Annotated in this window: 16 protein-coding genes; 4 read left to right on the forward strand and 12 right to left on the reverse strand. The window is 36.5% G+C overall.

The genetic code is table 11. The annotated features are described in order from the left end of the window. The first annotated feature begins 2 nt into the window (after window positions 1–2). Entirely contained in the window at window positions 3–722 is a 720-nt protein-coding gene (gene recO, locus F1003_RS04525) for a DNA repair protein RecO (protein ID WP_155088030.1), read from the forward strand. A 23-nt stretch (window positions 723–745) separates the two neighbouring features. Beyond that, window positions 746–3181 (forward strand): TonB-dependent receptor, encoded by a 2436-nt coding sequence (locus F1003_RS04530; RefSeq protein WP_155088031.1) that lies wholly within the window; start codon window positions 746–748, stop codon window positions 3179–3181. 51 nt (window positions 3182–3232) lie between these two features. On the opposite strand, the gene F1003_RS04535 is transcribed toward F1003_RS04530, so the two are convergent. Beyond that, window positions 3233–8776, reverse strand: a complete 5544-nt coding sequence (locus tag F1003_RS04535; RefSeq protein WP_155088032.1) for a DUF8693 domain-containing protein — start codon at window positions 8774–8776, stop codon at window positions 3233–3235. A 69-nt stretch (window positions 8777–8845) separates the two neighbouring features. Here F1003_RS04535 and F1003_RS04540 point away from each other — a divergent pair, with 69 nt between their 5' ends. After that, the gene (locus tag F1003_RS04540) at window positions 8846–9352 is read left to right on the forward strand and encodes a regulatory protein RecX (RefSeq protein WP_155088033.1); all 507 of its coding nucleotides are present in this window, start codon (window positions 8846–8848) and stop codon (window positions 9350–9352) included. 147 nt (window positions 9353–9499) lie between these two features. Here F1003_RS04540 and F1003_RS04545 read toward each other — a convergent pair whose 3' ends face one another. The 7 genes from F1003_RS04545 to F1003_RS04575 all read right to left on the reverse strand — a co-directional run bounded on the left by F1003_RS04545 (window position 9500) and on the right by F1003_RS04575 (window position 15998). Further along, window positions 9500–9991: a DUF6646 family protein gene (locus F1003_RS04545; RefSeq protein WP_155088034.1), complete on the reverse strand. Its 492-nt coding sequence runs from the start codon at window positions 9989–9991 to the stop codon at window positions 9500–9502. 75 nt (window positions 9992–10066) lie between these two features. Further along, the gene (locus tag F1003_RS04550; protein WP_155088035.1) at window positions 10067–10927 is read right to left on the reverse strand and encodes a cupin-like domain-containing protein; all 861 of its coding nucleotides are present in this window, start codon (window positions 10925–10927) and stop codon (window positions 10067–10069) included. 66 nt (window positions 10928–10993) lie between these two features. After that, entirely contained in the window at window positions 10994–12088 is a 1095-nt protein-coding gene (gene bioB, locus F1003_RS04555) for a biotin synthase BioB (protein WP_155088036.1), read from the reverse strand. 106 nt (window positions 12089–12194) lie between these two features. Next, window positions 12195–12629: a hypothetical protein gene (locus tag F1003_RS04560; RefSeq protein ID WP_162306895.1), complete on the reverse strand. Its 435-nt coding sequence runs from the start codon at window positions 12627–12629 to the stop codon at window positions 12195–12197. A gap of 48 nt (window positions 12630–12677) precedes the next feature. After that, window positions 12678–14108, reverse strand: a complete 1431-nt coding sequence (locus tag F1003_RS04565; protein ID WP_155088038.1) for a flotillin family protein — start codon at window positions 14106–14108, stop codon at window positions 12678–12680. Window positions 14109–14141: 33 nt separating this feature from the next. Beyond that, window positions 14142–14786: a hypothetical protein gene (locus F1003_RS04570; protein ID WP_155088039.1), complete on the reverse strand. Its 645-nt coding sequence runs from the start codon at window positions 14784–14786 to the stop codon at window positions 14142–14144. Window positions 14787–14834: 48 nt separating this feature from the next. Next, a complete protein-coding gene (locus F1003_RS04575; RefSeq protein WP_155088040.1) occupies window positions 14835–15998 on the reverse strand; it encodes a beta-ketoacyl synthase N-terminal-like domain-containing protein in 1164 nt (387 codons plus the stop codon). A 131-nt stretch (window positions 15999–16129) separates the two neighbouring features. Here F1003_RS04575 and F1003_RS04580 point away from each other — a divergent pair, with 131 nt between their 5' ends. Continuing rightward, window positions 16130–16558 carry a cytochrome c oxidase assembly factor Coa1 family protein gene (locus F1003_RS04580; protein WP_155088041.1) on the forward strand — a complete coding sequence of 143 codons (429 nt, stop codon included), beginning with the start codon at window positions 16130–16132 and terminating at the stop codon, window positions 16556–16558. Here the strand turns inward: F1003_RS04580 and bioA are convergent. From bioA to F1003_RS04600, 4 genes are all read right to left on the reverse strand, one after another. After that, on the reverse strand, window positions 16544–17809 hold the full coding sequence (gene bioA / locus F1003_RS04585) for an adenosylmethionine--8-amino-7-oxononanoate transaminase (RefSeq protein WP_155088042.1): 1266 nt from the start codon (window positions 17807–17809) through the stop codon (window positions 16544–16546). The two genes, F1003_RS04580 and bioA, sit on opposite strands and share 15 nt — an antisense overlap. Window positions 17810–18179: 370 nt before the next feature. Next, complete coding sequence (bioD, locus tag F1003_RS04590; protein WP_155088043.1) at window positions 18180–18791, reverse strand: dethiobiotin synthase; 612 nt, start codon at window positions 18789–18791, stop codon at window positions 18180–18182. Continuing rightward, window positions 18788–19201, reverse strand: a complete 414-nt coding sequence (locus tag F1003_RS04595; protein ID WP_155088044.1) for a putative signal transducing protein — start codon at window positions 19199–19201, stop codon at window positions 18788–18790. Before F1003_RS04595 ends, bioD begins: the two co-directional genes overlap by 4 nt. Continuing rightward, the gene (locus F1003_RS04600) at window positions 19198–20328 is read right to left on the reverse strand and encodes an aminotransferase class I/II-fold pyridoxal phosphate-dependent enzyme (RefSeq protein WP_155088045.1); all 1131 of its coding nucleotides are present in this window, start codon (window positions 20326–20328) and stop codon (window positions 19198–19200) included. The genes F1003_RS04595 and F1003_RS04600 overlap by 4 nt, the downstream gene beginning before the upstream one ends. Window positions 20329–20440: the final 112 nt, after the last annotated feature.

Raw genomic sequence — 20440 nt, forward strand, 5'->3', positions numbered from 1 at the left:
CCATGCTTGCAAAAAACAATAGCATTGTACTTTCAAAATTAAAATACAAAGACTACGACCTTATCGTTAAATGCTATACCCAACAACGCGGAATAGTAACTTACATATTAAGAGGGATTTTAAAATCTAAAAAAGGCCAAGCAAAGACCGTTTATTTTCAAGCATTATCTCAGTTACAGATAGAAGAAAACTTTAAGCCAAATCAATCGCTTCACGCCATTAAAGAAGTTAAGTTGGGCTATATTTATAAAAGCCTTCACACTAACATTTATAAAAGCGCTATAGTTTTATTTTTATCCGAAATTCTTTCTAATGTATTAAGGGAAGAAGAAAGGAATGAGGCACTCTATGACTATTTAGAAACTGCGTTGCAATATCTAGATAATGAAGAGCAGTATGCCAATTTCCATCTTTTATTTTTATTAAAGCTAACACGCTATTTAGGATTTCAGCCTGAAAATCTAAATAAAAATCACGCTTATTTTAATCTGCAGTCTGGAACATTTGAAACTTTCGATGATGGAATTTACTCCATTTCTGGGAAAAATTTAACACTGTTAAAACAGTTGTTGGGCATAAATTTTGATGCGTTACATACTATCAAAATTAGTGCAAAACAAAGACAAGAGTTTTTAAATATGTTATTGCATTATTTTGAATTACATTTGGACGGTTTTAAAAAACCTAAATCATTACAGGTGCTTAATGAGGTATTTCATTAAGCAATTTTTACGAAAAGATTTTAATGAAGATGCGCATAAAAGTAAAATGCAATACCATACTTAGTGTTATTTTATTTCTTTTTTTACAAGTATCGTTTTCCCAAACAATTACTGTTTTAGAAGAAGGTAGTAACGAGCCTATTCCTGGAGTTGCCTTATACAATTTAAAGAAAACAAAATATGTGGTTACAGACATTGACGGTAAGGCCAAATTAGATAGTTTCAACGCGCGAGAAATCATTTATTTTCAAAATCTATTATACGAGAAACTTCAGTTAAGAAAGATTGAGATTTCAGACAATAACAACATCATTTATTTAACTCCCAAAGTTGAAAGCTTAAACCAGATTGTGATTTCGGTCTCTAAGTTTGAACAAAGTAAACGAGACATTCCACAATCCATAGTAAGTATAAGTGCAAAGGAAATAGCCTTGGCAAACCCACAGACCAGTGCAGATTTGTTAGAAAACACTGGAAATGTTTATGTTCAAAAGAGTCAAATGGGTGGTGGGAGCCCTATGATACGAGGTTTTTCTACTAATAGATTACTTATTACAGTAGATGGTGTTAGAATGAATAACGCCATATTTAGAGGTGGTAATCTTCAGAATGTAATTTCCATAGATCCATTATCCATTCAGAATACCGAAGTAACATTGGGAGCTGGTTCCGTGGTTTATGGTAGTGACGCTATAGGAGGCGTCATGAGTTTTTACACAAAAAAGCCTCAGTTGTCATACAAAGATGAACTGTTGGTAAGCGGAAGTGCCTTAGCGAGATATGCTAGTGCCAATTTTGAAAAAACCGGACATTTTGATTTAAATCTCGGGTATAAAAAATGGGCATTTTTAACCAATGTAAGTTACACGGATTATGATGATTTAAGAATGGGAAGCAATGGCCCGACAGATTATTTAAGACCAGAGTATATCATTCGGCAAAATGGTGAAGATGTTATCGTTCCTAATGATAATCCTAAGGTTCAAAAACCAACAGCGTATAGTCAGATTAACTTAATGCAAAGAGCGCGCTACGAACCATCCGATAATCTTAAGTTCGATTTAGGATTGTATTACACCACCACATCAGATTATCCAAGATACGACAGATTGATACGACCACGAGGGGAATCGTTACGTTCTTCCGAATGGGAATATGGGCCACAGCGATGGTTTATGAGTAATTTTCAGGTGACCAAAACCAGTAGTAGCTCCAACTTGTATGATAAGATACAGGCTACGGCAGCATATCAAAATTTTAAGGAGAGTAGAAAGGATAGGGATTTTCAATCCTATATAAGACAAGTAAGAGAGGAAAATGTGGATGCACTTTCCTTTAATTTAGATTTAGAAAAAAAGGTAAGCCCTAAGACCACCATTTTTTATGGACTCGAGTATTTACACAATCGAATTGGCTCTAGTGCGCAAGAGGAGAATATTGATACCAATATGAGTTCTCCCAATGTAACCCGTTATCCAGATGGTGCTACTTGGCAATCTCTTGCAGGTTATGCGAGTTTAAAATACAAACCTAACTCTAAATTTGTGTTTCAATCTGGGTTAAGATATAATCAGGTATTAGCAAGTGCCGATTTTACCGAGAACAACGCTTTTTTAAACCTTCCGTTTGATGATGCTGAGGTCAATACAGGTGCACTGACAGGTACAGCTGGTATTACATGGTTACCTAGTGATATGATACAATGGAAGCTAAATGCCTCAACCGCCTTTAGAGCGCCAAACATAGACGATATAGGAAAAGTTTTTGATTCTGAACCCGGTTCAGTCGTAGTGCCTAATAGAGACCTAAAAGCAGAGTATGCCTATGGAGGAGAATTGGGACTGAAACTGAATTTTGATAAAAAAGTCATTATAGACTTAGCCACATATTACACGTTTTTGGATAATGCTTTAATCCGAAGGGATTTTGAGCTCAATGGAGAAACAGAAATTATGTACGATGGTGAACTGAGCACTGTGCAAGCCATACAGAATGCATCTAAGGCATGGATTTATGGGTTTGAAGCAGGAGTAGAGGTTAACTTTTCTGGTCGCTTAAAGATGCGTTCACAGTATAATGTTATAGGAGGAACCGAAGATAATGACGGAGTGGAAGTGCCAGTAAGACACGTAGCCCCCAATTTTGGCAGAACCCATTTTATTTGGAAAAACGATAAGCTACTTTTTGATGCCTTTTTGGTTTATAATAACGAGCTATCATTTAATCAATTAGCGCCTTCAGAAATATCTAAAGATTATTTATATGCTAAAGATTCAGACGGAAATCCATATGCACCGTCTTGGCACACCTTAAACTTTAGAACACAGTACACTTATAATGAAAAATTAAGCCTTACAGCAAGTTTAGAAAACATCACAGATCAACGCTATAGAACTTATTCTTCTGGTATAGCTGCAGCTGGTAGAAATTTGATTTTGGCTTTAAAATACAGCTTCTAATTCAAAAAAAAGCCTCAACTAAGAGGCTTTTGAATTGTATGTTTATTTAATCTATTTGCGTTTTATGGCTTTTTTGCTAATAACTTGTCCATTGGATAAAGTCACTTTTGCTATATAAGCTGCATTGCTGAGTCTAGATAAATCATAAACTTCAACAGAACTGTTTCCTTTTAGATTATAGACCTGTCTTCCTAAAACATCTAATATTTCAATATTGGCAATAGTCAGGTTTTTACCAATACTAAATCTTACATCACCATTAGATTGCTCAACAATGGATAGGTCGTTATCATCTAATTGATTGTCGTCAATGGATAGTGCATCGGCTCTAAATACAATCTCAAAACGCTCGTTGAATTCCCCTTTCTCTGAAGTGAAACTATAATCAGAATCTTTAAGGTTATGAATTGAATTTAAGAGATGGTCAATGACATAAATATCATTTTCGTGCATAAAGGCACCCTCAGATTGACGAATAGAAATCGTATAGATCGTAGGTTCATCAATAACAGTACTAAAACCTACAGGAATCACTTCGTCCGTAGTTAAGCTAATAGGGTCTTTACCTTGTATGGCAAATTTCTTATCAGTAGAATCGCTAATCAGAGAATAGATACCAGAGTAAAGCTCAGAAGACAGATTTTTATGTGCATCATAATAAGCACCATCATAATTATCTGTTGCGCCATCAACATAAGCCACTAAGATTTGGTTAAACACACCATTGTCTGAAGTTAGGTCTAACCAAAGCTTATTAGGTTGATCTACGATAGAGTTTCTAAAGAACTGATTATTGTTTCCTATAACACGCATGCTATTATTAAAAATAACATCTGTTGTTCTTATATTTCCACTGTGTATAGTAGATGTAGCACCATCGTCCATAGAGATAAAGAATCCTTGTCCAGAAGGGATATATCGATTTGGTGTAATACCATCACCACCAGCCGTTTGTCCAGAACCGTTTATTATTGCATAATCACTCTGCGAATAGTTTAAATTCTCGTTACCATTGGTATTTGCATCTGCAACCGTATTATGTGACCAGAAAAAGATGGCACCATTAGTAGCACCGACTGTCTGATCAATACTAGCATTTGCTGCTAAGAATAAATCTGCATCTACAGCCGAAGGATATGGGTTACCAATAAAATTCCAATTATTATCATTTAATTCTGCATCATTTCTGTAAATAGGTATATTGTAAACTCCATTATTAAAAGGACCTTCAAACACATAAATGTATTGGCCTGGATTTATAAAAATTGCTGGGTTATGGGTGGCCGCATACCCAACGCCTGGTGTCATTACTGTCGCTCCAGTAACGTTTTGCCAGTCGTCCGCATTATCATCGATATCATCTTGTCCCGGAGTAGTAGAATCATTGTTATTATTAGTCTCTTGAGTAGAATCTCTAAAGTTCTCACCACTAAATAAATATATTCTATTAGGATCAGCTTCTAACAAACCATCACTGATAACCTCCCCAACTACAGGTGGGCTCCAATAGGTGTATTCTCGGTAGCTAGCAAGAGGCGCTGTTTCTTTTTCTACGGAAATTTTACTCTTATCTGTTAAGACATCTCCATCAACTACAGCGGTATCATTAACCTGTACAAAAGAGCCATCTGTCATAACAACAATATTACCATTTACCGTTAAATCATTTTCCACCAATACATAGGTATTATTAGCAATGGTTAATTCATTATCTGTGTTCACTATACACTCACAAGCTTCAAAGCTTGTTTCACCATTTGTCCCAACACTAGTATCATAGTCATCATCTATTAAAACTATTTTGTTCAGTGCAGGAGCTGAAGACCAAGACCCATTCCAAGTTGCAGTTATGATATTTAGCTTTACGGCATTGCTTGCCTGGTAGCAAGTTGACGTATTTTCCCTAACCTGGCAATAGAACTGATAATCACCGTAGCCTAATGGATTTACGATATCCAAGGTAGCAGTTGTAACATTATCAAAATCTGCATTATCTGGTACTAACATAAAAGTTGAAGTGTTAGGCACCAAGTAATACCATTGGTAGGCTAATGGTAATCCGCCAGACACGCCTTCAGTTCCTGTTACTGAAAGTGAAATTGCACTTGTACAATTAAAGGTTGGTGCGGTTAAAACCGAAACAGTAGGTGGTACACCAAGCGAAAAGTCATATAAACCAAAATCGCTATAGTCTGAATCTCCACAAGAGGTCCAATCAATTTCATCCCATTCCGTAATATCAAATGTTGTAGAAGGTAAATTAGCAGCCGTATTTTGACGTCTGTAATTAACACCATCATCGCCAATACCTAAACCATTTGCCCAAGTATCACTACCTAGAACACCAAAAACATCAATTGAAGTGGTAGTAGTGCTATTATATAATTCTAGAGCATCAGAACTGTTATTGTTAAAGTTAATACCACTAGCAGCATTAAAGGCTTGATCTGGCAAACCTCCTGCTAAGCCATTACCAGTTAAATCACAAGTCGTAGTACCAATGCTTATTACATGAACTCCACCTGGTGCTAGTGTGCCAATTAGGTTGGCTGTTGTAGATGGTGATGCGCTTCCGTTGTTAAAAACTCTTATACTGTAATCACTTAAGTCAATACTAGAGGCAGTTCCATTAAATATTTCTATAAATGAAGAACTTCCACTTGTGGCATCTGAAATTTCACTGATAAATAAATCGGTTGGTACAGTTGATGACGATGCGGTTTCACACCCACTTATGGCATCATCTATAATAGTGAATGCATTGGTAGAGGAACAACCTATAGAAAACAGCACTGAAATATTGCCAGAAGTAGCTCCTGTTGGTACTAATACCACCAGCTCTGTTGCAGTAGTGGATACCGTTGTCATTGCCACTCCGTTTATCGTTGCAGTTGCTCCTGTTAAATCCGTAGCTGAAGTAATTGTCACTTCAGTATTTTCTGGGCCTTCGGTTGGCCAAATGGTACTTGTTATAGTTGAGACACATTGTCCTGTACCCTCAATTTGAAAAGTATACGGATTTTCGTCACTATCAGAATTTATGATACTTACTGTTGCTGTTCTTGTGCCATCTGCGGTAGGTGAAAATTCTATCCTAAACTCTGAAGTAGCAGTTGAAGCCAGTGATGAACTTGGTTGTAGAGTTACATTAAAATCACTAGGATGCGCACCTGTTAACTCTACTCTTGGTGCGCCTGTAAGATTTAATGTCGCTAAACCAATGTTCTCTACAAAATAACTTTTTGGGGCAGTTGTTGCTCCTATATTCGTCGTTGCAAATAATGTATTATTAAGTCCGTTAGGAGCATTAAAACCATTTGCGATTGTAATATTATTACCTTTAATATTGATTTCTGCGTTGGCAGGTCGTACAATATTTATGGTATAGTCTTCTACTTCACCATCAAATCCAGTTTGACATGGCGTAGAAGTTGTATTAAATCTTGTGGACACACGCATTCTTGTCGCAGCAACCACAGCATTACTAGGTATTTCAATAGCTAAGGGACTTTGGTCAGTAGTACCATCTGCTACATTATCTGCCGTACCCAATTCATAATCTTCATTGGAATCTGAGAAATCACCATCATTATTCCAATCTATCCATACCCTTGTGTGCGTCGTAAAATTACCATCAGTGTTTACTCTAACCTCTAAGTTATAACTTTCACCTAAAGTAACAGTTGTTGATATCGCGGTAAAATCTGAATACGCAACATTTGTTGCCGTGCCTGTATTATTTATAGTATTAAATATGACTCCAGTTGTACCAGTATCAAAAGAAGTATTTCCACTAGAATTACAATACGTTAAGGAAGGTACAGCACAAACTTCAACGCCTTCAGACCATGTGGTGCCTCTTCTAATAAAAACTTTTAAACAATAATTAGTGCCATTTGTAAACCCTGTTACGGATTTACTCGTGACGCTAGAAGTTGTTTCATAAACTAACTGATTTGGTGTTGCATACACATCATTATCATTACCAGAATATGCAGACCCATCACCAGAAGGTGTAAACGTAACAGTGCCTTGATTAGCAACTATTATGAGTTGATCCCAACATGAGGAAGGTGTTGGGTTGTTCCAGTTTAAGTTAATTTGATTTGTCAATGGTGTAGCTACTAAATTTCTAACATCAGCTTGTGCTAATCCATTGACCACTCTACTACCTCCAGACGTACCGTTAGACCATCCAGTTAATGCTTCACCAACATAGGCAAATACTGTAATTGAATAATTATTATCTTCCGTTAGGTTGGTTACAGTTGCTGAAGTGCCATTACCTTTATATACAACTTTTCCCAAAGTTGCGCTTACTGTTGTTGCTGTTGTAAAGTTAGCATCCGCAGTATATGTATTAGCATCAGAAAGCGCGCCAGCAGGTGCTGTACCTCCATCTATCATAAAGACAACATAACCTGTAGGTGTGGCACCAGTTGCAGGAGCGTTCCAATCTATGTTTACGGAAGTATCTTCAAAACAGCCTCTAGTACTTGTAACATTATTAGGACTAGGATTAGTAACTGTTAAACTTGCACTATTAGATATTGTGTTACCACATGCATTGGTCAAAATACAACGGTATAAATTACCATCCATTGAAGCATCCGTTGCACCTATAGTAAATGAAGTAGCGTTTGCTCCTCCAATTGGTGTCCATGTAGAACCTCCATTTGTGGATACTTCCCATTGATAGGATGATGCATCACTTGAAGCTACAGAAAATGTAGCCGTATCTGGTATTTGCTCGATTTGGTTAGCTGGTTGTGTTGTTATGGTTGGGTTAGAAATCCCAGTTCCATCCAAATCTATTGTAGAGCCACTTGCATTTGTACTCGTCACCGTTATCGTTGCATTTTGTGCTCCTATTGCTGTTGGTGTAAAAGTAACATCAAAGGTAGCAGTACCAGATGGTATTATTGCTTGTGGTGTCCAATTGCTAATGACAAATTGAGCATCATCTGAGCTTACATCAACATTTAAGGCTATAGCAGCACTATTGTTGGTTATGGTATAAGTTACTGGCGATGCTGCTGCAGATAAACAACTAGAACCATGATCTGTTGGTGTTCCTGATATAACTAGATCCGAAGATACTGCATAATCTGTTATTTCAAAGTCATCGATAATCAATCGTTCACCAGAAGACCGAATCACTCTGACTTTAATATTATCACTAGTATTGTTTAGAGTATGACTCCATTGCGCGTAAGTAGTGCTCGAAGTACTGATTTGAGAACCTATGGTTGTGTATCCACCATTATTTATACTAATTTCAACGTCATAAACTGCGGTTGGAGAAGCATCCCAAGAACGATACCAGAAAGATATTGTACCAATACCTCCGTCTTTTCCGTTCCCATCCGTACCAACATATTCTAAATTAGAGCTACCAGCATTTCTTAATCTAACAGCTCTACCTGATCTAGGATTAGCACCTTCACTTAAGCCATTATTTATATCAAAATTGTTATAATTATAATTATTATAACCAGTTCCAAAATTCGTATCAAAATTTTCATTGACTTGTCCATAACCAGACACAACAAAGCATAGGAAAGCCAAGAAGATGAGGGAGTATTTCTTTTTCATAGGGATCAATTAACTATTAACCAGCCATAAAGATATAATATATCATTGTAGCTCAGGACTTTGTAAGATATGAAATTATTAACAAAAAGTTATATTTTCGTAACTGTGAATCTACAAAAAACCTATACCGTCGATGAAGCGCAAAAAAAGATAGAGCATTATTGCGCCTACCAAGAACGTTGCCACAAGGAAGTGAGGAATAAATTAAAGGAAATGCGTATGATTCCTGAGGCTGTTGATAACATTATGGTTCACCTTATACAAAACAACTATCTCAACGAGGAACGCTTTGCCAAAGCCTTTGTAAGAGGGAAGTTCAGAATTAAAAAATGGGGAAAAAATCGATTGGTAAGGGAGTTGAAATTCAGGGAAATTTCTAAATATAGTATAGACGTAGCACTAAAGGAAATTGATGCTGATGCCTACCATAAAACCCTTGATGAGTTAACCAAAAAACGAATCGACCAAGTAAAGGAAAAAAACAGCTATAAGAAAAAGCGTAAAGTAGCTGATTATCTACTATACAGAGGCTGGGAGAGTCATTTGGTTTATGAGAAACTTAATGAATATTTATAAAAAAGCCTTTTCAACAATTTGAAAAGGCTTCCGTTAAATTTATAGTCTCCATTCTGTCATCCTAAACTTATTTTAGGATCTATATAGACAAAAGAGTTTATGAGGTGCTAAAACGACACTTCGACCAGATCAGTGTGACAAAGAATGTTACAAATTAAAACTTGCACCAATATTTATAGTAAACTGATTATAGAGATAATAGCCTACATCAGTTTTATCATCACTGTATTTTGCTAATGGGAATGCAGCTTCTGTATAAATACCAAAGCCTTCAGAAAAGAAATAACGTGCACCTACATGGCCACCAAAATTCTTTAAACTTAAGCTCAAACCAGGATAGAAATCAAAGTTTTCGTCAATATTTAAGACATTACCCAAGTTGGCATTAAAACGACCTTTAAGGTCAAAACGATCACCAAAATCGGCATCCAATCTGTCATCTATGCCCAAAGCATAAGAAGAAGAAATACCTACAGAGATATTATCACCCAAACCATAATCAAAAGTAATGTTGATACCAGTGGCTTCATCCTGAAAGTTGGCACCAACCTGAAATTTTTGGTCACCCTTACCTTCAAACGCTTGCGAATTACCAAAACCAAAAGCCATTAAAGCTGCTAATAAAATAATATTTTTCATTTTCAAAATTTTATAAAATGAGGACAAATATACAAATTTAGATGGCTGATTATATAGCAATAAGAAAAAGACAAACTAAACGAAAGGCTCTGTATTGGTAATTGCTTTTTCGTTTTTCCAATCAATCCATTTTTGACCTCGCAGGCGACGCATTACATTGTCATAGTTGCGCATCAAAAGAACATTATAAAGTGCTTTCCTGAGATTTTTAGGATTTCTGGCAATAGCACGCAAGCTCATTGAAAAACCTGGTGTTATATATCGCATGTAATGCCAATACCCTTCTGGCATATAGAGCACTTCCCCATGATTTAAATCGCAAACCCAACCCTTGGCATGTTTAAGTGCAGGCCATTTTTCAAAATCTGGATTATTAAAGTCTATATCCTCTCTCGTGATTAATGAATGAGGTACTTTATACAAGTACTTATTCTGTTTTTGGTCAAAAAGGATGCATTGTTTTTTGCCTTCAAAATGAAAATGGAAAATATTGGCCAAGTCAATATCGTAGTGCATAAAAGTGTAAGAATCCTTTCCACCAAAAAAGAGCATTGGTAAACCCTTCATGAGTCGAAGTCCAAAATCTGGATAACTAAAATCTTTTTGAAGCTGAGGTACTTCCTTTAAAATATTCCAAAGAAAAATCCTGAATTTGGTAGGTTCGCGTTTCAATAAATCCACATATTCTCCCATTTTCATAGTGGCGTGTGGTTCATTAAACCCATCTTTATAATCTACAGGTCTATCGTCGTAAAGCGGAACTGTTTTGTCACCTGCCACTTCTTTCATGTAGTCTAGACTCCATTTGGTATAGGCTGGCCAATCTTCAATAAAGCGCTCTATAACCACAGGTCTTTGTGGTTTAAAGTAATGCTTTAAGAAATCTGTTTTCGTGATGGTTTCAACACGAGGTATGTCTTGAAGATTTAGTTGCAACAGTTAAAACTTTAGAGCGCCAAAGTTAGTAAAACGTTATCAAAGTTTAGTTATTGTTAAGTCGAATTACTTTAAAGCTCTGGCTTTTTGCTTGGCTTCTTCGTTACGTTCAATTTTATGATCTGGTCGTGACCACTTTGGTTTTTCACCCAAAGCTTGATATTTTGAGTCTGATGCTTCAACAGTCTCAGGCTGCATTTTTTTGATAAATGGCTTCTGAGGGTTTAAACCAAGTTGTTTAAACATTTCCATATCCTCGTTAACATCAGGATTTGGAGTGGTCAATAATTTGTCACCAGCAAAAATAGAATTTGCTCCTGCAAAGAAACACATGGCCTGACCTTCGCGAGTCATCTGTGTTCGTCCTGCAGATAAACGCACTTGGGTTTCTGGTAATACTATACGTGTAGTAGCTACCATACGCACCATATCCCAAATGGAAATAGGTTCTTGTTCTTCTAAAGGAGTTCCGTCAACGGCAACCAAAGCATTGATAGGTACGGATTCTGGTTGAGGGTTTAAAGTGGTTAGTGCCACTAACATTCCGGCTCTATCTTCCTCTTTTTCTCCCATGCCAATAATACCTCCAGAACAAACCGTAACATTGGTTTTACGCACATTATCTATGGTTTCTAATCGGTCTTCAAAACCACGGGTAGAAATCACTTCTTTATAATATTCTTCTGAAGAATCTAAATTATGATTATAAGCATACAAACCAGCTTCAGCCAATCGTTGTGCTTGATTTTCAGTGACCATACCCAAGGTACAGCAAACTTCCATATCTAGCTTGTTGATGGTACGTACCATTTCCAAGACTTGGTCGAATTCTGGTCCATCCTTTACATTTCTCCAAGCGGCTCCCATACATACACGCGAACTTCCTGAAGATTTAGCACGCAAAGCTTGTGCTTTAACTTGCTGAACGGTCATTAAATCGTTGCCTTCAATATCAGTATGGTAACGTGCTGCTTGTGGACAGTAACCACAATCTTCTGGACAACCACCAGTTTTTATAGATAATAATGTGGACACCTGAACCGTGTTTGGGTCGTGGTGTTTTCTGTGTATCGTTGCTGCTTCGTAAAGCAGTTCCATTAAGGGTTTGTTGTATATATCTAGAATTTCTTCTTTGGTCCAGTTGTGTCTTACTTCGCTCATATGGGTTAATGTCTTAGTGAAACAAAAATAGTGAACTCATTTAATCTTTTTGAGTTTAAGTGAAAATTTGAATTTTTTAACAGATTGAAAAAGACTATGTGAGTTCTTATAACCATTTAGATTCTCGTTCTGTTGCGTCTAAAATATCGATATTTAGAATGGTTGCAATTTGCTTTGCTTTTTCAAAGGCGTCTTTTTCACTTTGCGTGTTGTAAGCTTCTATTTTTTGATTGGTATTATAGAATAAATTGAGTTTTATGACTTCGTTATTAACATTAGCTTCAGCACTCAATGCTCTAACAGTAGTGGTTTCTGATGTTTTAAAAACAGAGACATAATCTATATTAGGGAGTTCTTGCCACTTACCAAAAGCTAGACTGAAAAACGAAACAGTTTTTCTGTATTTTCTATTCTCCAAGTCAATCTCTATGCCAGTAGTATGGACAAAGAAAAATGACAAACCACATATAACAAAACCAAAAATATGAGGGAGCCATGATATCCCAAGAATGAAGAAAGCAGCACCAAAAATGAACTTCATAATTGGTACTGGTCTCTTGTAAGTTATTTTATTCAAAATGCTTAAGTATTATTTGTTGTCAGACTTATCAACCTCAGCATCATCAGCGTCAATCTCTTTTTTGTCTTTACCTTTTAAATACTCTGGTAAGTCCATACCAGCCATATTAAACATTTCCTGTAAAGGTGGTACAGACTTATACATGCCTGAGATAAAGTTAGAGGTCGATGATTTTCCATCTTTACCACCACCATTTTCCCAAACAGTGACTTTATCTATCTTAATGTTCTTGATGGCTTCAGCTTGTGTTTTTACCAATTCAGGTAACTTATCAGCAATCAATAATAATACAGCATCTTTGGAATTGTTGCCAGCAGCTTTTACGATTTCATCCAAACCAGCAGCTTGCTTTGTTAAGACTTCGTATAAACCTTTCGCTTCCGCTTGTGCTTTGAACAATATCGCATCAGCTTCACCTTTTGCACGTCTTCTTATACGCTCCGCTTCAGCTTCTGCATCTATTTCAACTTTACGTTTGTCAATTTCGGCAGGAACGATAACATCTGCTAACTGCGATGAACGCTCACGTTCAGCTCTTGCAGTTTCAGCGAGTTGCTCAGCAGCATAAGACTCTTCCAATGCTTTTGCAGCTTGTACTTTTTCAGATGCAATGGCCACACGCTCTGCTTCAGCTTCACGCTGACGACGTAAGGAATCGGAATTTGCCACGGAAATCTTTGCTGTATTTTCACCTTCAACAGCTTGTGCGTTTGCTGCTGCAACTTGAGAGCGTTCGTCTTGTTTTGCATTAGCTTCACCAATAGAACCATCTCTGGTTTTTTCTGCAACAGACTTACGTGCTGCGTTAATTGCATGTGCAGCAGCTTCTTTACCAAGAGCTTCGATATAACCGGATTCATCAACGATATCTGTAATGTTTACGTTGATAAGCTTCAGGCCAACTTTCTTTAATTCCGTTTCAACGGATTGTGAAATATTAGTTAAGAACTTATCTCTATCATTATTGATTTCTTCAATATCCATCGAAGCTACTACCAAACGTAATTGACCGAAAATAATTTCCTTTGCCAGTTCTTGAATATCCTGTAAACCTAGACCTAATAAACGCTCTGCAGCATTTTGCATCACACCTGGTTCTGTTGATACACCAATGGTAAAACGCGATGGCACATTAACACGAATGTTTTGTTTTGAAAGGGCATTGACCAGATTCACCTCAATTGAAATTGGTGTGAGATCCAAAAATTCATAATCTTGGATTACAGGCATGATAAATGCCGCACCACCATGAATACATTTGGCTGATTGACCACCACCAACTTTACCATAGACCACTAAAATTCGGTCTGAAGGACAGCGTTTGTAGCGTTTTATTAAAATAATTAATGTAAGTACAATGAATAAGGCTACAAAAATCAGTAGCATTGGCCCACCAAAGCCGTCTAAATTCATATTTTCTTGAATGAGTAACTTGATCATAGGACTTATGTTTTTAAAGGTTAGTATTTAATTCTATTTGTCGTTCAGCAAATGGGTTTCACCAGATTGTAGTTCATCACGTTTTGGTGATGAAGCCTCAATAGGTTTACGTGTTCGGTCAACAATGAGAATTCCGTTAGAAGTCACATCAACGACCTTTATTATGGTTCCTGATTTTAAATCTGTTAAGGAATCTGTAAGGGCATCGAGTTCACGAACCGTACCTTGTACATTCACACTTACTTTTCCCATACTAGAGCGATCTCCACCAATAGTAAGATAAACTTCACCTACAGCGTCTAATGCGTTGTCATAATTCAATGTGCCACTATCAGTGAGTTTACTAATGAAATAGAATAATGATGCCATAATCACCATCATCAATAATCCGCAAATCACGGAAATGATAATTGTTAAAGGTGTTGAGAGTCCAGCATCAATACAAGCAATGCCACTCCAGCCAAAAATGGTAAAAAAGCCTACCAAATTCTTGAAAGTGATAAACTGAAAGCCTGCTCCAGCATCACTGTCGATATCAGCATCAGCATCTCCAATATCATCGGCATCACCACCAACGAAAGCCATTATCATTACAACAATGAAAATCAATGAGCCAACTAGTGCTATGGACCAGTATAGCTTAGGAAGAAACTCTAAATTTGAAAACCATTCTAGCATAATCAATAAGAATTAAAGGTTGAACAATTTTTATACATTCATAACATTTTATTTTGAAAGTATAACAGACACAGCATTACCACCAAAGCCCACGGCATTAATCATAATTCTTGAAATCTTTGTTGGATGCGATTGCTCCAAATAAGGAATGTCAATAAATTTTTGATGGTTAAGCATAAGTATGGCCATTTCTATACTGAGCATTCCAGAAGCTCCTAGACTGTGACCTACTTGTATTTTATTAGTAGTCAATGCAGGAATTTTGTTACAAAAAATCTTTTTTATCGCGTTGTATTCTGCCAAATCACCTTTAATGGTGCCTGGTGTATGTGTAACGATGATATCAATGTCCTCTGGATTGGAATCACCCAAAGCCATTGCCATAGAACGTTGAAAACATTTAGCATCGGTTGAAAGTGAAGCATTATGCTCTAACAATTCTGTGCCATATCCAATGCCTTCTATAACAGCGAGTGCATTATTCGTTTTTCCTTTTTCTAGGCAAACCACTGCAGCAGCTTCACCGAGAATCATGGTGTTCTCAGTTTTGTTGAAGTTTAGGGCTTGGCAGGGATATTTTTCGTTAGACACTTCGAGAACCTCAGTGTCCAGTCTAGAATAAATCTTCAAAGCTTTCATCTGAGCAATCGTAAAAGGTGTGAGTGGAGCTTCACTACCACCAACCAAAAATTTATCGCACATCCCAGAGTTTAGCCATGCGACACCATTGAGCAAAGCATGTAATGCCGTTGAACAGGTTATAGAATGTGAAATTTCTGGCCCTTTGGTTTGCAGATCGTGAGCAATCCAAGATGATATATTACCAAGCGTTGTTGTTGGTGAGCTTAAGGTTTCAGCTTTATGCTTTTCTAAAAAACTTTCAAAGTAAGTTTCAAACAAACCTGTTGCACCTCGAGATGAACCCATGTTTATTCCGAAGTTGTCCGAAGCATTCCAATCTGCTTGTTTAACTGCTTGTCTCGCAGAGAAAATTCCGAATAAAACAGAATCGTCAAGTTGTTTATACTTGTTATTTGAGTTTCTAAGTTTTTCGATTTCTTCTCTGGCATCATTTGGTAATTCAGCAACGAGATTATTGTCTTTTATAGTGAACAAATGAGCTTTCGACATATAATTTTTCCATATGGTTTCAGGCGAAAACCCTAGTGGAGAAATAGATGCTATGGCAGTAATTGAAATAGGTTGGTTCAATGTAATTTTTCTTTAAAACAAAAGTAAGATTTATACCTAAGTCTAAAAGTCAACCTTGATAAATTATTGCTAAATTGTAACATAATATCGTTTCTCTTGACTTACAAATAGAAAATCAATCAAAAAAAGACATGGAAGAACAAAGACAAAAAAGCTGGTTTAGTAGAAATTGGGGATGGGTCCTTGGTGGTGGCTGCTTAACCTTAATTATAATCGTCGTTTTATTTTTTGGTAGTATCATTTTTGGTGTATCAAAAATGTTTACCTCTTCAACTCCGTATAAATATGCTATGGAACAGGCATTTACAAATGAAGAGGTGATCGCAATCCTTGGTGAGCCCATAGAGTCTGATGGTATAATGCAAGGCAATATAAGCTTAAATGGAGATGATGGTGAAGCAGATTTTAGAATTCCTATAAAGGGTCCAAATGGTGAAGCTAGAATTGTTGTAGTGGCTTACAAAGACTATGGAGAATGGGTTTATGAAAAACTATATGTGCAAATAAAAGAAACAAAAGAAGCGATTAATCTTCTGGATAAGGGCTTAGAGGGTAACTAATGCAGCTTCAATTGTTTTATACACTTTTTCCAACTCAGCATCAGTAATGACATAAGGTGCCAAAATATAAATGGTATTACCAAGCGGTCTTAAAAATATACCGTTGTCCATAAAGAACTTAAAGAGTTGGTCTCGTAAATTACCATAACGCTCCATTTGAACATCTAAATCCAGAGCGAAAATTATTCCTGTTTGGCGGATTTTAGCAACTTTTGGATGATTTTTAATCCGTCCGCCAAAAGCTTGGTGTGATGCTATAATCCGTTTTATGTTTTGTTGAATGTCTTCGGATTGTAGTAGTTCAATTCCTGCTAAAGCTGCGGTGCAAGCCAATGGATTAGCAGAGTAGGTGTGTCCATGGAAAAAGCCTTTGGTAATATCATCACTTAAAAAAGCATTATAAATTTCTTGACTGCAACTTGTAATTGCCATTGGGAGTAATCCAGCAGTTAATGCTTTACTCAAACAGATAATATCAGATTGATTATTGAGGTGAAGCGAGGCAAAGTGCTTACCTGTTTTGCCGAAGCCTGTCATTACTTCGTCTGCAACAGTTATGATATTTTGAGATTTACAGAATTCCAGAATAATATCCAACCCTTCTGCATCGTGCATTTTCATGGCTGCAGCTCCTTGTACTAAAGGCTCGTAAACGAAGGCTGCTACTTTGTTATTTTCTGAAATGGTTTTGAGTTGATTTAAAATGTCATTATTATTAGTGCCATCTGGTGTCGGAATGCGTTTCACTTCAATAAAGAAATCTTCAAACGGTCCGTTATACATCGATAATCCTGAAACGCTCATCGCTCCAAATGTATCTCCATGAAAACCATCTTCAAAAGCGATTAAAACATTTCGTTTTTCGTTGCGATTAAAATGATACTGTAATGCCATTTTTATACCGACTTCAACCGAAGTAGAGCCATTATCGCTAAAGAAAATCTTTTCTTGATTGTCAGGTAGAATGTCGATTAAAGCTTCGGATAATTTGACAGCTGGTTCATGAGTTAAACTACTAAACACAACTTGATCTAGCGTTTGCATCTGCTCTGCAACCTTATTAGTAATATATGGATTGCAATGTCCATACATACAAGTGTACCATGAGGCAATGGCATCGATATAAGTATTACCATCTTCATCGTAAAGGGTACAGCCCTCTGCCTTTACAATTGCAATGCTTTCTGGATGCAATTGGTGTTGGGTTAGTGGGTGCCAGAGGTGTTTTTTGTCACGTTCTTTAAGGGTCATGTTTTTATTTTGTCATTCCTGCGTAGGCAGGAATCTTATAAATGTTAGTTACTCACACTATATTTTTGTCATGCTGAACTTTCACACTGAGCATGTCGAAGTGTTGTTTCAGCCTCTATTTATTGTTTTTTTTTTCTTAAGTTCATTTTGTCTTGATACATTTCGATAATTATCGAAGTGAACCAAACCTGTCTGCCGATAGGCAGGAAATCAAATTGAAATGAGGAATTTTTCATTCCCTTAATTGGAATGAAAACCAAAAATAAAATCTAAATTTTTTCCAAGGCTTCAAAAATTTTTATCGATTTGATTTTTATATTCTGCATTTCAATGCTCAATGCTAAGCATTGATTTGGGATTTGAGTACTTGCTAAATTAGTTTTTTCCTGAATAATTTTGAATACTCGGCAATAACGTTACGATCAAAATAAGGTTCGTCATTTATTCTTCCAATCACATTTACACCAGTCATTTTTTCGATGATGGATTCTGTGGATTTGTGTTCGTCTCCACTATATATAAGGGACACATCAAACCCTTTTTCTTTTAATGTGTTAACGGTTAACAGCGTATGGTTAATACTTCCTAGATAATGACGAGATACCACAATAACCTTATCTTTTGGTTGAATCAAATCTAAAATAGTTTCAGAATTATTTAATGGCACCATGAGTCCACCTGCTCCTTCAATGACCAAATCGTTTTTGGTTTGTGGCCTTTTTATGTTTTTAATGTCAATAGTTAATCCATCAATTTCAGCAGCTCCATGAGGACTCATTGGTGTTTGTAGTGCGTAGCTATTTGGATGAAAAACGGATTTGGAATTAGTAACCAAACGTTGTACTTTTTTGGTATCGCAATTATCCAAGTCGCCAGCTTGTACAGGTTTAAAATAGTCTGCCTGCAAGGCTTCGACCAAAATGGCGGAGGCTATGGTTTTGCCAACGTCTGTTGAGATTCCGGTGACGAAGTAGGTATTCATTTTAATGGAAATTCGGTTTTACAATTTTCGCAAATGTATTTGTAACGCGCGTGAAATGGAAGTGTAAAGGTCAATAAACCTATGAAAAATGATAAAAATGCTTTAAAGCTGTCAATAGTGGAATAAAGTTCTACTTCGTTCTTCCCACAATTAGGACATAAAATAGGGTCACCATTATCATCCAAAGCGTATGCTTTTATTGATTTTAAAATTCCCTTGGCTTCCTTTTCATCTTCAGCACGTACTTTTAGTTTAATGCCTCCAATGGCATTGCTCACCAAAGGATCTGTATCTATAGTGATATTATCCTTTAGAAAAGTTTTAATACCATCAGCTTCCAAGCGACCTTTAACAATCTGTGCTTCGGATGAATATTGAAATCTTGCTATGGTTACAAATGTTTCGTTCATTGGTTAGCAAAGGTAACCAACAAGGTCAAGACTTCCGAGATTTCTTCTTTGGAATTATAACTGTGAATACAAAACCGTAAACGTTCTTTCCCTTTAGGAATTGTAGGTGATAAAATGGGCTTAACATCATAGCCATGATCTTGAAGAATACTGGCAACAGATTTCACCTTTTCGTTTCCTGGAAGGATACAACACTGTATTGCGGAGTCGCTGTCTAGAAACCTCTTTTGAAATCCAATGCGCTTAACTTCTTTTTTAAAGAATGAAATATTCTCTTTCAGTTGATATATTTCATTGGTTGTGGTCAATTCATTGTAAGCTATTTTTATGTTAGCCAAAGCTTGAGGAGGCAAAGCCGTGGTGTAAATAAAAGAGCGTGAAAAATTAACGAGATAATCTTTTAAATCTTGCGAACCTAAAATTGCTGCACCATGGCAACCTAAGGCTTTTCCAAAAGTGATGACTCTTGCAAACACATCATTTTCTAAACCAAGTTTTTGCACTAAACCTTTTTCAAAAACACCTAGTGCATGGGCTTCGTCAATGATGAGATGTGCATTTTGGGTTTTGGTGAGCTTAATAAGTTTTTCCAAATCTGGCGAATCGCCATCCATTGAGAAAACGGATTCGGTAATAATATATGTATCAGATTTGTCATGCTGAACTCGTTTCAGCATCTCAGCCAAATCCTCTAAATCATTATGCTTAAATTTATAAGACTTGGCATTACTCATGTTAATGCCATCTCTTATGGAAGCATGGCACAGTTCGTCATATAAAATGATATCACCACGTTGAGGAACGGATGACAATAACCCAATATTAGCATCATAACCCGAATTAAAAATCAAAGCGGCTTCACAATTATGGATTTTTGAAATTTCAGATTCAACCTCGTTGTATAATTTATGATTACCTGAAAGCAAACGAGAGCCTGTAGCACCATTTTGCTTTAGATTGTTGTCAACTAGGTATTGATGGGCTGCATCAAAAATGGTTTCAGATTTTGAAAACTCTAAATAGTCATTGGATGAAAAATCTACCAATTTAGAGTTTGAGCCCAACTCACGAAATGCGTTATTGGCTTTACGGTCTTCGAGTTTTTTATTTAGTTTTTTGGGTAGCATTGGGTAAAGATAGTTAAGACCTCACAGGTTTCAAAAACCTGTGAGGTCTAGTTTTAAAATTATCTTTTTTCAATAAAATATTATTGTTTATCAATAATATTTATATATTTGT

It is taken from the genome of Winogradskyella ouciana, from assembly GCF_009709615.1.
GTDB lineage: Bacteria > Bacteroidota > Bacteroidia > Flavobacteriales > Flavobacteriaceae > Winogradskyella > Winogradskyella ouciana.

What these genes read in the sequence shown, in the direction of transcription:
- recO (WP_155088030.1), top strand. Translation starts at nt 3, where the DNA reads ATGCTTGCAAAAAACAATAGCATTGTACTTTCAAAATTAAAATACAAA.
- F1003_RS04530 (WP_155088031.1), top strand. Translation starts at nt 746, where the DNA reads ATGAAGATGCGCATAAAAGTAAAATGCAATACCATACTTAGTGTTATT.
- F1003_RS04535 (WP_155088032.1), bottom strand. Translation starts at nt 8,776, where the DNA reads ATGAAAAAGAAATACTCCCTCATCTTCTTGGCTTTCCTATGCTTTGTT.
- F1003_RS04540 (WP_155088033.1), top strand. Translation starts at nt 8,846, where the DNA reads ATGAAATTATTAACAAAAAGTTATATTTTCGTAACTGTGAATCTACAA.
- F1003_RS04545 (WP_155088034.1), bottom strand. Translation starts at nt 9,991, where the DNA reads ATGAAAAATATTATTTTATTAGCAGCTTTAATGGCTTTTGGTTTTGGT.
- bioB (WP_155088036.1), bottom strand. Translation starts at nt 12,088, where the DNA reads ATGAGCGAAGTAAGACACAACTGGACCAAAGAAGAAATTCTAGATATA.
- F1003_RS04560 (WP_162306895.1), bottom strand. Translation starts at nt 12,629, where the DNA reads ATGAAGTTCATTTTTGGTGCTGCTTTCTTCATTCTTGGGATATCATGG.
- F1003_RS04565 (WP_155088038.1), bottom strand. Translation starts at nt 14,108, where the DNA reads ATGATCAAGTTACTCATTCAAGAAAATATGAATTTAGACGGCTTTGGT.
- F1003_RS04570 (WP_155088039.1), bottom strand. Translation starts at nt 14,786, where the DNA reads ATGCTAGAATGGTTTTCAAATTTAGAGTTTCTTCCTAAGCTATACTGG.
- F1003_RS04580 (WP_155088041.1), top strand. Translation starts at nt 16,130, where the DNA reads ATGGAAGAACAAAGACAAAAAAGCTGGTTTAGTAGAAATTGGGGATGG.
- bioA (WP_155088042.1), bottom strand. Translation starts at nt 17,809, where the DNA reads ATGACCCTTAAAGAACGTGACAAAAAACACCTCTGGCACCCACTAACC.
- bioD (WP_155088043.1), bottom strand. Translation starts at nt 18,791, where the DNA reads ATGAATACCTACTTCGTCACCGGAATCTCAACAGACGTTGGCAAAACC.
- F1003_RS04595 (WP_155088044.1), bottom strand. Translation starts at nt 19,201, where the DNA reads ATGAACGAAACATTTGTAACCATAGCAAGATTTCAATATTCATCCGAA.
- F1003_RS04600 (WP_155088045.1), bottom strand. Translation starts at nt 20,328, where the DNA reads ATGCTACCCAAAAAACTAAATAAAAAACTCGAAGACCGTAAAGCCAAT.